The organism is Bradyrhizobium sp., from assembly GCF_004799405.1.
GTDB lineage: Bacteria > Pseudomonadota > Alphaproteobacteria > Rhizobiales > Xanthobacteraceae > Bradyrhizobium.
Genome location: NZ_SSMW01000036.1, coordinates 44,749 through 56,898 on the forward strand (window position 1 = coordinate 44,749; position 12,150 = coordinate 56,898).

Sequence of the window (12,150 nt, forward strand, 5' to 3'; positions counted from 1 at the left end):
CCCGCGCCGCCCGATCCGGATTTTTGACCCACATCATTGATATCAATAGTGTTTTTTAGCGCCTTTTGACGTGGGCCATCAGGTCGCAAATTCGAAACGGTAAACGGCTGCACTCCTCACCTGCGTTCGCGGAGCGAACCTTCCTGCGCGACCGAGGCCACCAGCGTGCCGTCCTGCTTGAAGATCATGCCGCGGGTCAGGCCGCGCCCGTCTTGCGCGCTCGGAGAGTCCTGGGCGTAAAGCAGCCATTCGTCGGCCCGGAACGGGCGATGAAACCACATCGCGTGATCGAGGCTCGCCGGCATCATGCGCTTGTCGAACAAGGTGCGGCCGTAGCGCGCCATCGCCGCGTCGAGCAGCGAAAAATCCGACGCATAGGCCAGCGCGCACATGTGCAGCGCCGGATCGTCCGGCAGTTTCGAGGCGGTGCGGATCCAGACATGGATGCGGCCGTCCTCGATCTTCTGGCCGAAATAGCGTCCGAGCTCGACCGGGCGCAGTTCGATCGGGCGGTCGGATTCATAGTAGCGGCGGATGAATTCCGGCATATCGCGAAACATCGGCTGCTTGGCGACTTCTTCGGCGGTGAGTTTCTCCGGCGGCGGCACCTCCGGCATCTTGTCCTGATGATCGAACGAGGCTTGCTCGTTGACATGAAACGACACCATGATCGAAAAGATCGCGTTGCCGTGCTGGATCGCAGTGACCCGGCGGGTCGAATAGCTCTTGCCGTCGCGCAAGCGTTCGACCTCGTAGATGATCGGAATCTGCGGATCGCCCGGCAGGATGAAATAGCAGTGCAGCGAGTGCGGCAGGCGGCCTTCGACGGTGCGGCAGGCGGCCACCATCGCCTGCCCGATCACCTGGCCGCCGAACACCCGCTGCCAGCTCGTCTTCGGACTGTTGCCGCGGAACATGTTCACCTCGATCGGCTCGAGATCGAGGATGGAAATCAGGTCAATCAGGCCCTTGGACATCGACGCGCTTTCGATTGGGTCGTCATTTGCGGGTTCGAAGCGTGGCTTCGTCCCGCAGTGACGGGTGTTTGGTGAACCTGTTTCGCCCAGCTATACTCCGGGTGCAAGAGCGTGAGTGCAAGAGCGTGAGTGAGCAGGTTTGACATGTCGGGACAGCGAAGCATTGTCATTGGCGGAGGCGCGTTTGCGGGACTGGCGCTGGCGCTGGCGCTGCGACAGGGCCTCGGTGCGGATATTGCAATTATCGTGGCCGATCCGGCGCTGGCGACGCGGCCGAGCCGCGACCCGCGCACCACCGCCATCGTCGCCGCCTGCCGCCGGCTGTTCGCTGCCATCGGGGTGTGGGACCAGGTCGCGGGGGACGCCCAGCCGATCCTCGACATGGTGGTCACCGATTCCAGGCTGGGAGACGCGACCCGTCCGGTGTTCCTGACCTTTGCAGGCAATGTCGAGCCGGACGAACCGTTCGCGCACATGATCGAAAACCGTCATCTGATCGATGCGCTGGTCGCACGCGCGAAGGCCGACGGCATCGACCTTCGCGCAACCGCGGTGACGACATTCGATTCGCGTCCCGAGGGCGTGGATGTAACGCTCGGTGACGGCAGCATCGTCGAGGCGAGCCTGATGGTGGCGGCCGACGGCGCGCGCTCGAGATTGCGCGAACGCGCCGGGATCGCCACCCATGGCTGGGATTACGATCAATCCGGGATTGTCGTCACGGTCGGCCATGAACGCGATCATCACGGCCGCGCCGAGGAGCATTTTCTTGCCGCCGGGCCGTTCGCGATCCTGCCGCTGACGGGGCAGCGCTCCTCGCTGGTGTGGACCGAGGACCGCGCCGAGGCCGCGCGCATCATCGCCTTGAGCGAAGACGAGTTTCACGGCGAACTCGAGCAGCGCTTTGGATTGCATCTCGGTGAGATCAGGACGCTGGACCAGCCGCGGGCGTTTCCGCTTTCCTATTTCGTCGCGCGCTCTTTCATCGGCGAACGGCTGGCGCTGGTCGGCGACGCTGCGCACGTGATTCACCCGATCGCGGGCCAGGGGCTCAATATGGGCCTGAAGGACGTCGCGGCGCTCGCCGAGGTGATCGTCGACGCGGCGCGGCTCGGCATCGACCTCGGTCAGGCCGATGTGCTCGATCGCTATCAGCGCTGGCGGCGGTTCGATACCATGGCGATGGGGCTTGCCACCAATTCGCTCAATCTGTTGTTCTCGAACAAATCGAGTTTGTTGCGCGCGGTGCGCGATATCGGACTGGGTCTGGTCGATCGCGCTCCACCGCTGAAAAGTCTGTTCATCCGCCAGGCCGCCGGGCTCACGGGCGAGGTGCCGCGGCTGCTCAAGGGCGAGGCGTTGTAACGATCAACGCGCGCCGCCGGCGAGAATGAAAGCCGCCACCGAATCGACCAGGGTCGCATCCAGCGCCCGATCCGGCTGGTTGTAGGCTTCAAGGTCGTCCGTCTCATCGGCAACGTCGACCAGGACATGGTTCATGTCCGGAATCCACACCGTCTTCGCCACCGGAGACGCCGCCGAAAGTGCGGCAAAATCCACGCGCGCCACCTGCCGGTCGCGGCCGCCGCCGACGATCAGCGTCGGCTGATCGACCAGTTTTAGCGGATCGATCGGGTCTTCCGTAAAGGCCGAGGCGACCCCGGGCTGCATCGATGGGGGGATCGACAGCCCCCGTGGCGGCGGATCGACGATCTGGCCGGCCATGATGGCGTCGATGGCGGCCTCGATCGGCTTGAGCACGTCGGAGGGGAGTTCTTTCTTTTCAAGCTGAGCCTTGACCAGGTCGCCCTGCCGACGTGCCGCGGTGACCAGCAAGACAAGCCGGTCGATCGGTACCCGCCGCGCCGTCAGGATCGCGACCAGTCCGCCCTCGCTATGCCCGACCACGACTATCTTGGAGAATTTCCCGCCGCTGCGGAGATGGTTCACCAGCGCCGTTGCATCGTCGACATAATCCTTGAAGCGGAAATCCTCCGGTCGCCCGAATTCCGGCTTCCATCCGCCGGCGCCGCGCTTGTCGTAACGAAGCGTCGCTATTTTGCGCGCGACCAGTTGCTCCGAGAGTTTCTTCAACGTCGCAGGTTTGACCTGCGGTCCATTGCCGTCATGGTCGGTGGATCCGGAGCCTGCGATCAAAAGTGCCACGGGCGGGTGCTCGACATCGGGCGGGACCGTCAGCACGGCGTCGATGGCGCCGACCCGGATCTTGCTTTCTTCGGCGGATGCGTTCACGGCCATATCGCAGAGGCCAAGCATCACGAGCGCAGGAATAAGGGTCCAGGCGCGCATCGGCTAATCGATCTTCCGCGCCTCTTCCGGCAGCATGATCGGAATGCCGTCGCGGATCGGATAAGCGAGTTTCGCCGAGCGCGAGATCAGCTCCTGCCGCGCCGAATCGAATTCGAGCGGCCCCTTGGTCAGCGGGCAGACCAGAATTTCCAGGAGCTTGGGATCGACGGTGGCTTCGGGGCGTTCGGGCGAGGTGGTCATGCGCGGCTCCGGCGTGGGTTTTCGCATCTGTAGCATATCGTATCAAAGCCCGCAGTCGCGTGCCTATTGCGAGGCGAACCGGAGCAGTTCCGCAACGACTTTCGCCTGCCCTGCTTGCGACAGCGGCTTGTCGGACAGCGCAAAGCCGACAAACGCCCAATAGAGAATCTGCGCGCGCGCCCGCGCCACATCGGGCGAAAGCCCGGATGACTTGAGAAGGTTTTCCACATAGCCCAGCCGGCGCCGGTCGATCGCCTGCACGGTGGTCCGCGCCAGCGGATCGAAAGTTGCCCAGGTGCGCACCGCATTTTCCAGCGCCAGCCTGCCGCCGAACGCCCGGCGCAGCAGCGCGGCCGTCAGGTTTTGTTCCGGCGAAGCCTCGAGATCCCTGATGATCTGCTCGGCAGCGACCTCGCGCCAATGCTTGAGGATTGCAGCGTGATAGGCGCCGATGTCGGTGAAATGCCAGTAAAAGCTGCCCCGCGATACGCCCATCGCCTTGGCCAGCGGCTCGGCCTTCAGCGCCGTGAAGCCGCTCCTGGCGAGGGTCTTGAGGCCTTGGTCGAGCCAGTCCCCGGCCGAGAGCTGATCGGTCATGCTGTCACCCCTGCGACAAGTTACCATACACTACTGTATTGACAGTCGCCAGCGGCTTCGGCATAGACCATACAGTTATGTATGGAGCATGATAAGGGAGTTGCCGATGCGCGATCTTCTATTGCAATGCTCGGGGTTTGCCGCCATCGCGGTGGCGATCATCCACGGCGTGCTCGGTGAGACCAGGGTATTCGCCCGCGCTACCATCGAGCCGCCGCGGCTGCGCAACCTGATCCGGTTATGCTGGCAGGTCGGCACCATCGGCTGGATTTGCGGCGGAATATTGCTGATCGCGGCTCCCTCGATGGCATCGGAGCCGGCGCGACACTGGATCATCGCGACCATGGTCGTGATGTACGGTTTCGGCATCGTCGGCAATGCCTGGGTCTTGCGGGGCCGTCATTTCGGCTGGATGGCGCTAAGCGCCGTGGTCGCGCTGGCCGTGGCGGGCTATTAGGGCACGCAATTCTCAGGGATGCGTGATCCGCCAGATCGTGCCGTTGCCGTCTTCAGAGACCAAGAGCGCGCCATCATGCGCAACGGCCACTCCCACCGGCCGTCCCCAAACCCGGGAATCGTCGACCACGAAGCCGGTGACAAAATCCTGGTATTCGCCGGTCGGAACCCCGTCTTTGAGGCGGATGCGGACGACTTTATAGCCCGTGCGTGTCGACCTGTTCCACGAGCCATGCTCGGCGGCGAACCCGTCGCCGCGGTATTCGGCGGGAAACGCGCCGGCGTTGTAAAACGTCAGGCCGAGAGAGGCCGAGTGGGACTGCAGCAGAACGTCGGGGATCGTGATTTTTACCTTGAGGTCGGGACGTTCTTCGCGATGCCGCGGATCTTCATTGCCGCCGATGTAAAACCACGGCCAGCCGTAGAACGCCCCTTCGCGCACCCGCGTGACGTAATCCGGCACAAGGTTATCGCCCAGGCCGTCGCGTTCGTTGGTCGAACAATACACATCGCCGGTGTCGGGATGAACGGCGAGGCCCACGCAATTGCGGATACCGGTGGCAAAAACGCCCAAGCCTTTTCCCGCGGGATCGAACGCCAGCACGTCGGCGCGATCGGTCTCGCTTCCCCAGCTTGCGCCGGGCGGATGCCCGCCGATCCACGACGGCAATCCGCCTGCCGGATTTCCCATTCCTTCCGCATCGTTACTCGCCGATCCGACCGATACCAGCATCCGCTTGTTGTCGGTGGTAAAGACGATATCCCGGGTCGAGTGTCCCCACCCATGCGGCAAGTCGGCCACCACGGTTTCAGGTTTTCCCGCAGCCTGGGTGTCGCCGGCGCGATAGGGGAAGCGGACGACGCTATCGGTATTGGCGACGTAGACCCATTGCGGATTATCTCCACTGGGGAAAAAAGCGATCCCGAAAGGCCTGTGCAGGCCGCTTGCGTAAATCTCATTGATCGAGGGTTTTGCCGCTCCATCAGCGGCCCGCAGCACGCGGATGTTTCCCGGCCCGGTTTCGGCGACGAAGATGTCTCCATTTGGCGCGACCCGCAGTTGGCGTGGTCGGCTCAATCCCTCGGCGAACAACTCGATCTTGAATCCGGCAGGCACTTGCGGAGCGGCGTCGCGCGGACGCGAAACGACACGGGAGCTGTTGACGGCCGAAGGCGTGGCGCCTGGCCGGGGCAAGTCTTCAGGCCTGATCAGCCGACTCACGCCGGGTCGGTCGGCGCGCCAGTCGCCAAACGCCTCGCTGCCGGTCAGCAGTTCCGGCTGCGCATGTGCCTCGCCCGTGCACGCGAGCATCACGATCAAGGTCGACAGGCCGTGATGGAACCGCATGTGTTTCTCTAGCGGCGCTTTGGTTGAGCCGCTACTGCAACCCGGTATCGCCGCTGGTGTTCTTCCTGGCGAGGTCCATCTCGGTCACCGCGATCAGGATCTCGGCGCGGGTCTTGAGGTCGGGCGCTTCCAGCATCGCCTGCTTTTCCGGCGGCCCGTAGGGCGACATCATCGCCAGCGCGTTGACCAAAGCTTCATTGGGCGCACTCTCGACGCCTTCCCAGTCCACTTTGAGGTTGTTGGCTTTCAGAAAATCCGTCAGCACCACGAGCAGCGCTTCGCGGTCGACCGCTTCCTCGCCCTTGCGCGCGGTGAAATCGTCGAGATAAGGGAAATAATCCACTTTGCACTGCCGATAGGCCGTCAAGACGGACATCTCTTCCACCACCTTGAAGCGCACAATGCCGGTCAGTTCAAGGATGTAGCGGCCATCGCCCGCCTCGGCGAGCTGGGTGATGCGCCCGACGCAGCCGACGCGAAACAGCGCCGGCCTGGCTTCGTCCTGGGAATGGGAAATGTCGGGCTGGATCATCCCGATTAGCCGGTGGCCGTCGCGCAATGCATCGTCGACCATGGCGAGGTAGCGCGGCTCGAAGATATTGAGCGGCATCTGGCCGCGTGGCAGCAGCAGCGCACCGGGCAGCGGAAATACCGGTATCACCTGGGGAAGGTCGGCGGGCCCGCGGTAATCGGCATTGATCGGCATTGGCGGTCCCGATGCTAACTCGCGGAAGCTCTAGTACGCGCTATGAGAACAGAATCGTCGACAGCCGCTTTCGCCCCTCAACGGTGGCCTCATCGGTCGGCCCCCACGCCTCGAAGAATTGCACCAACTGCTTGCGTGCGCTGTCCTCATTCCATTTGCGGTCGCGCTTGACGATTTCGAGGAGCTGGGCGGTGGCCTCGCTGCGCTTGCCAGTGGCGTTGAGCGCCGTCGCCAGATCGAATCGCGCCTGATGATCGAGCGGGTTTGCGGCGACTTTCTGTTCCAGTTCGGTCACCGGGCCGAGCGTCTTGGCCTGCTCGGCAAGGTCGATCGATACCTGAACGGCCTTGACCGCCGCATCGTTGCGCTTCGACTCCGGCACCATGGCGAGGGTTTGCTTGGCCTGCTCGATGGCGCCGGTCGCCATGTAGCATTTCGCGAGCCCGGCAAGGCCTGCGATGTTGGTGGCGTCCGCCGCCAGCACCTCGGCGTAGATCTGGGCCGCGGTGGCGGGATCGCCCTCGGCCAGAACCGCCTCGGCCTCCTTGAGGATTTCAGCGATATTGGGCTCGCCCGCGCCGGGCATGCCCGCGGTCAGCTTGTCGATGAAGGCGGTGACCTGGCTTTCCGGGACCGCGCCCATGAAGCCGTCGGCAGGCTGGCCATTGACGAACGCGATCACGGCCGGGATCGACTGGATGCCCATTTGGCCCGGAATCGCCGGATGCTCGTCGATGTTCATCTTGACCAGCTTGACGTTGCCCTTGGCGGCGCGGACGGCTTTCTCGATGATCGGCGTAAGCTGGCGGCAGGGGCCGCACCACGGCGCCCAGAAGTCGATCAGCACCGGCTGGCGCTTCGATTCCTCGATGACGTCCTTGACGAACGTCTGGGTGGTCGTTTCCTTGATCAGATCGGACGCCGCCTGCGGCGCCGGTCCGCTGCCCTGCTCTACTATCGTCACGCGATCCTCGTCTGTGTCCTGGCCCGGATGTCTTGCGGATTGGGCCCGTTCTAGCACGGCCCAGCCTTAATTGGCGGTTGCAAGCCCAATTTGCAATCCGCGGAACGCTGCCCGCCCGCTTTCGGGCTGTTTTATGTGAATTGGCTCCGATATCGGACGATACGGCCGGTTCGGGCCCGCGTCCGGCCTGTTGCATTCACGGACCGCATTTGGCATAGCTTTGCCCGTTGCCGGGGAGCAATCGCCGTCAATCTCTCGGATGCGGGTGTAGCTCAGTGGTAGAGCACGACCTTGCCAAGGTCGGGGTCGAGGGTTCGAGCCCCTTCGCCCGCTCCAGATTTTCAAAATTGACAAAGTTTGACGAAGGCCCGCTGCGTATCGGCGGGCTTTTCGTTTTCCACGCCCGTCACGGAAGCAGCGCGATTTCTCGTTCTGGCTCGAGATGCTCGCTTCCATCCAAGCTCGCGTCGCGCCTTCGCGCCGCTCAGCCGCTGGTCAAGCGCATAGCCCTTGGCCCATGCGCCAAGCTCAGCCGCGATCATTTCCGCGGGAATGATCTGCGGCTGCTGACGCCGCGTGCCACGGCGCATCGCGAAGGCGCGCGCGATGCGGCCGACCGCCAGTCCATCGATCGCAGCACCGATATAGCTCGATCGTGCGGGAGCTTTCTCGAGCGCCAGAGCATAGAGATTCGCAAGATCCCGGCTATGAACGAGCGGCCAGCGCACTGCCTCGCTCTCCACCACTCGGATCGCTTCGCGCTCGATGGCCTCGCGGGCGAAACGAAGGAAGACGCCGCCGCCGGGCGTGTAGACCATCGCCGGGTGGATAACGATGCCATCGATTTCCGCCGTTTCAAGAATTCGCCGCAGATGTGGCACCATCCACGCGAAATCTGGAAGCGGATGAAACGGTGTTTCCTCCGTAGCGACATCGTCGCCGGCCGCTCCGAACAGCCAGCAACCGCCGGTGTAAATAAAACGCGGCCTTTTCGGCTGCGCGGCGAGCGCGGGAAGCAGCACGTCGAGCAGATGACGATCGATCGCGTCCATCCCGGTATTGAAATCGCAGGAGGCGTGAATGACCGCGTCGACTTGCAGGAGTTTTGCGGCCCATACCTCAGGTGCTGCGGCGTCGCCAGCGACGGGCATGGCCCCCAATTCCCGCAGTCTCGCCGCCGACACCTCGGATCGCGCCAGGCCCCAGATTTCGTGCCCGCGCTGCACCAGTTCCTGCACCACGGCAGAACCGATGGAACCTGTCCCGCCCAGAACGAAAACGCGCACGATTCCCACTCGCTTCCTAAAAATTCGCGCTGCAAATGTCGCAATGCGAACATAGCTGCGGCGCAGCGAACGATATCGCAGTGCATGTTCCCGAGTACGAAACTACCACGCGACCGCAAGCCTGAAGAAATTTCTTCTTAATTCGTTCGGGTCTGACAGGGCCGCGCGGCGCGCGCTTCTCTCGCAACGGAGATGTGATAGCATTTTGCGGTCTGACAAACCTCACGGCAGACCAAAAAGTTCGTCTCTCGAGAACGTTCAAATAAAACAAGCGCAGCCGCCTTGGCTGCATAGGGAGTGACGCGATGAAATCGGCTTTCAATCGATCCGTTTTTGCGCTCGCAGCAATCATCGTTGTTGCTGGGGCCGGCCAGGCCAGCGCGCAACAAAAGGCTCTCCACAGTTATCAGTCCGGCACCAAGGAATTCTGGACCCATCCGCCGGACGACTGGTTCCTCGGCGACGAGACCGAAGCCCAAAAGGGCCTCGCGCCGCCCTCAGGTCCGCCGACCGGCGCATCGGAGGCCGAACTTGCGGCCTTGATCAAGAAGATCAAGCTGCCGCCAGGCTTCAAGATCGAAGTCTACGCACCGGGCGTGCTGGCGGCGCGCCAGATGGCCTGGGGCGACAAGGGCACGCTGTTCGTCGGCTCGTTCGGCCTCGGCAACGTCTATGCCGTCACCGACAATGGCGGCAAGAAAGAGGTCAAGACCATCCTCAAAGGGCTCAACATGCCCACCGGCCTCGCGTTTCGCGACGGCGCGCTTTACGTGATCGCGGTCGAGAAGCTGATCAAATACGAAAACGCCGAAGCCAATCTCGACAAGCTCGGCGACGGCAAGGTCGTGTATGACGACATGCCGTCCTATGCGGCGCACGGCTGGAAGTACCTCGCCGCCGACAAGGATGGCTGGTTCTACGTGCCGTTCGGACCTCCCTTCAACATCGGGATTCCACCGACCAGCGTGTCGCAGATCCGCCGCGTCGATCCCAAGACCGGCAACGCTGAACTGGTGGCGCTTGGCGTCCGCAACAGCGTCGGCGGCGACGTCGATCCACGCTCCGGCAAATACTGGTTCACCGAAAACGCCCGCGACTGGATGAGCGACGACATGCCGAGCGACAAGCTCAACATGATCTCGAAACCGGGCGAGCATTTCGGCTATCCCTATTGCCACCAGGGCGATACGCCGGATCCCAAGTTTGCGATGGGTCACAAATGTTCGGAATTCACCCCGCCGGTGCTTAACCTCGGCGCGCACGTGGCTCCGCTCGGCATGAAGTTCTACACCGGCAGTCAGTTTCCCGCCGACTACAAGAACAACATCCTGATCGCTGAACACGGCTCGTGGAACCGGCACAAATATCAGGGTGGCCGGATCATGCGCGTGATCGTCGGTCCTGACGGCAAGAACGCCAAGCAGGAGGTGTTTGCCTCCGGCTGGATCGAAGGCGACCAGGGCTATATCGGCCGCCCCGACGATATCATTCTGGACAAGGACGGTTCGATCCTGGTCGCGGATGACTGGGCCGGCGCGATCTATCGCATCAGCTACAAGAAATAAGCGCCGATTCACTGCAGGCTGCGGCCGCTCGGGAACGAGTGGCCGCAGTTTCGCGTTTTTAACGTCTCCGTCATTCCGGGCCAGCGCCAAGTGGCATCCCGGAATGACAAATTAAATGAGAGCGGGAATGCCGATCATGCGCCACCAAATTGGTATCAATGCGCTGCTCGGCCTTGCCTTGGGATTATCGGCGCTTGCGAGCCTTTCGGCCCGGGCTGCCGACATCGCCGCGGGCAAGGAAAAGGCCGAATTGTGCGTCGGCTGCCACGGCGAAGCCGGCATTTCGCAGACCGAGAACATCCCCTCGCTCGCCGGCGAGCCCGATCAGTTCGTTCAGTGGCAGCTGGTTTTCTTTCGTGCCGGCAGCCGCAGGAACGAGCAGATGCAGCCGATTGTCGAGCAGATCAACAATGATGACATCCGCAATCTCGGCGCCTACTTCGCTTCGCTGACGCCGCCCAGGGCATCGGCACCCGACGACAATCCCGACCTGTCCAAAAAGGGCGCGCAGGCGGCCGTGGGACGGCGCTGCGCGTCGTGCCACACCGATTCATTTGCGGGAACCAAGGCCGTGGCGCGCCTCGCCGGCCAGCGCGAGGAATATCTGATCAAGGCGCTGCATGACTACAAGTCAGGCGTACGATCCGGCGGCGGCATGGCGGCGATGGCCGAAGTCGCCTATCCGCTCAGCGAAGAAGAGATCACCGCGCTCGCGCATTATCTCGCGCATCTATAGTCGACCCTCCCCCCTCAAGGTGAGGGTAAGTATCAGCCGCGCTGCTTCTCATACGCCTTGAGATGGATGTAGGCGGTGCGCAGCTTGGGCACGGGCACCTTGGCGGCATCGCCGCGCGCGATCAGGTCGCCGATCACGTGATCGGCTTCGACCGGTGCGCCCGCTCTGATGTCGCGGAACATCGATGCCGTCATCGGCGATCCTTCCGCGGTGAACATGCCGCGCGTCCGCTCCAGGAATGGCGCGCGGGGCGCATGGCCTTCGGCCGTCGCGATCGCACCGCATTCATCGAGCATGCCGAGAAGAAAGTCCTTGCCGCCCGGTGCAGCCAGGATGTTGCCGACCGAGGTGCGCATCAGGCAGGTCGAGGCGGCCAGCGCGGCGAGGAACACCCATTTCTCCCACATCTCCTGAATGACATGTTCGCTGGCGACCGCGCCGAATTTGCCGGCAGCCATGACTTCGGCGATAGCGCGGACACGGTCGGACATTTTACCGTCGCGCTCGCCGAAACTGAGCGATTGCATCGGCTGGAGATGGACCACCTCACGCTTGTCGTTGAGCGTGACCGCGATGGCGCAGAGGCCGCCCAGCACGCGCTCGCGGCCGAATCTCGCGTCGAGTACATCGAGGTGCAGCATGCCGTTGAGCAGCGGGATGATCGATGTCTGCGGTCCGACCGCCGGCGCAAGCGACTTGATCGCGTCGTCGAGATCGAAAGCCTTGCAGCTCAACAAGACCACGTCGAATTTCCCGGTGAGCTTGTCGGCCTGCACCGTCGGCGGATTCTTCAGCGTCGCGTCTCCAAGGGGACTTTTGATCACGAGACCGGCGTCAGCCAGTTCAGCGGCGCGTCTGGGGCGAACCAGAAAGGTCACATCGCTGCCGGCCGCGAGCATCCTGCCGCCGAAATAGCCGCCGATGGCGCCGGCGCCGACCACGAGAATACGCATTTGGAAGCTCCTTGTTGTTCTCGGCTCAATCAGCGGAGTTGGGATGAGATG

The 12,150-nt window shown here is 63.0% G+C and carries 13 protein-coding genes and 1 tRNA gene; 5 read left to right on the plus strand and 9 right to left on the minus strand.

All coding sequences use genetic code 11. The features are described from left to right. Positions 1-116: 116 nt before the first annotated feature. The gene (gene tesB, locus E7813_RS06510) at positions 117-977 is read right to left on the minus strand and encodes an acyl-CoA thioesterase II (protein ID WP_291572034.1); all 861 of its coding nucleotides are present in this window, start codon (positions 975-977) and stop codon (positions 117-119) included. A gap of 144 nt (positions 978-1,121) precedes the next feature. Between tesB and E7813_RS06515 the strand changes: the two genes are divergently transcribed. Then, positions 1,122-2,342, plus strand: coding sequence for a ubiquinone biosynthesis hydroxylase (locus tag E7813_RS06515; protein ID WP_291572035.1), 1,221 nt, complete (start codon positions 1,122-1,124; stop codon positions 2,340-2,342). A 3-nt stretch (positions 2,343-2,345) separates the two neighbouring features. Here E7813_RS06515 and E7813_RS06520 read toward each other — a convergent pair whose 3' ends face one another. From E7813_RS06520 to E7813_RS06530, 3 genes are all read right to left on the minus strand, one after another. After that, positions 2,346-3,287 (minus strand): alpha/beta fold hydrolase, encoded by a 942-nt coding sequence (locus E7813_RS06520; protein WP_291572036.1) that lies wholly within the window; start codon positions 3,285-3,287, stop codon positions 2,346-2,348. A gap of 3 nt (positions 3,288-3,290) precedes the next feature. Then, positions 3,291-3,488 (minus strand): Trm112 family protein, encoded by a 198-nt coding sequence (locus tag E7813_RS06525; protein WP_291572037.1) that lies wholly within the window; start codon positions 3,486-3,488, stop codon positions 3,291-3,293. A gap of 63 nt (positions 3,489-3,551) precedes the next feature. Further along, positions 3,552-4,085 (minus strand): TetR/AcrR family transcriptional regulator, encoded by a 534-nt coding sequence (locus E7813_RS06530; RefSeq protein WP_291572038.1) that lies wholly within the window; start codon positions 4,083-4,085, stop codon positions 3,552-3,554. 106 nt (positions 4,086-4,191) lie between these two features. On the opposite strand from E7813_RS06530, the gene E7813_RS06535 reads away from it, so the two are divergent. Further along, positions 4,192-4,542, plus strand: a complete 351-nt coding sequence (locus E7813_RS06535; RefSeq protein WP_291572039.1) for a hypothetical protein — start codon at positions 4,192-4,194, stop codon at positions 4,540-4,542. A gap of 12 nt (positions 4,543-4,554) precedes the next feature. Here E7813_RS06535 and E7813_RS06540 read toward each other — a convergent pair whose 3' ends face one another. Genes E7813_RS06540 through trxA form a run of 3 tightly spaced genes read right to left on the minus strand, consistent with a single transcriptional unit; the run spans position 4,555 to position 7,559 of the window. Then, on the minus strand, positions 4,555-5,889 hold the full coding sequence (locus tag E7813_RS06540) for a sorbosone dehydrogenase family protein (RefSeq protein ID WP_291572041.1): 1,335 nt from the start codon (positions 5,887-5,889) through the stop codon (positions 4,555-4,557). Between the two features lie 31 nt (positions 5,890-5,920). Continuing rightward, positions 5,921-6,595, minus strand: coding sequence for an LON peptidase substrate-binding domain-containing protein (locus E7813_RS06545; RefSeq protein WP_291572043.1), 675 nt, complete (start codon positions 6,593-6,595; stop codon positions 5,921-5,923). 40 nt (positions 6,596-6,635) lie between these two features. Next, positions 6,636-7,559 carry a thioredoxin gene (trxA, locus tag E7813_RS06550; protein ID WP_291572045.1) on the minus strand — a complete coding sequence of 308 codons (924 nt, stop codon included), beginning with the start codon at positions 7,557-7,559 and terminating at the stop codon, positions 6,636-6,638. A 261-nt stretch (positions 7,560-7,820) separates the two neighbouring features. Here trxA and E7813_RS06555 point away from each other — a divergent pair. Beyond that, positions 7,821-7,895 (plus strand) — tRNA-Gly (locus E7813_RS06555). A 5-nt stretch (positions 7,896-7,900) separates the two neighbouring features. Here the strand turns inward: E7813_RS06555 and E7813_RS06560 are convergent. Further along, positions 7,901-8,845 (minus strand): NAD-dependent epimerase/dehydratase family protein, encoded by a 945-nt coding sequence (locus E7813_RS06560; protein ID WP_291572046.1) that lies wholly within the window; start codon positions 8,843-8,845, stop codon positions 7,901-7,903. A gap of 305 nt (positions 8,846-9,150) precedes the next feature. On the opposite strand from E7813_RS06560, the gene E7813_RS06565 reads away from it, so the two are divergent. Both E7813_RS06565 and E7813_RS06570 read left to right on the plus strand, forming a co-directional pair. Then, the gene (locus E7813_RS06565) at positions 9,151-10,410 is read left to right on the plus strand and encodes a PQQ-dependent sugar dehydrogenase (RefSeq protein ID WP_291572048.1); all 1,260 of its coding nucleotides are present in this window, start codon (positions 9,151-9,153) and stop codon (positions 10,408-10,410) included. Between the two features lie 136 nt (positions 10,411-10,546). Next, positions 10,547-11,146, plus strand: a complete 600-nt coding sequence (locus tag E7813_RS06570) for a c-type cytochrome (protein WP_291572049.1) — start codon at positions 10,547-10,549, stop codon at positions 11,144-11,146. 32 nt (positions 11,147-11,178) lie between these two features. Here the strand turns inward: E7813_RS06570 and panE are convergent, their stop codons facing one another. After that, positions 11,179-12,099 (minus strand): 2-dehydropantoate 2-reductase, encoded by a 921-nt coding sequence (panE, locus tag E7813_RS06575; RefSeq protein ID WP_291572051.1) that lies wholly within the window; start codon positions 12,097-12,099, stop codon positions 11,179-11,181. Positions 12,100-12,150: the final 51 nt, after the last annotated feature.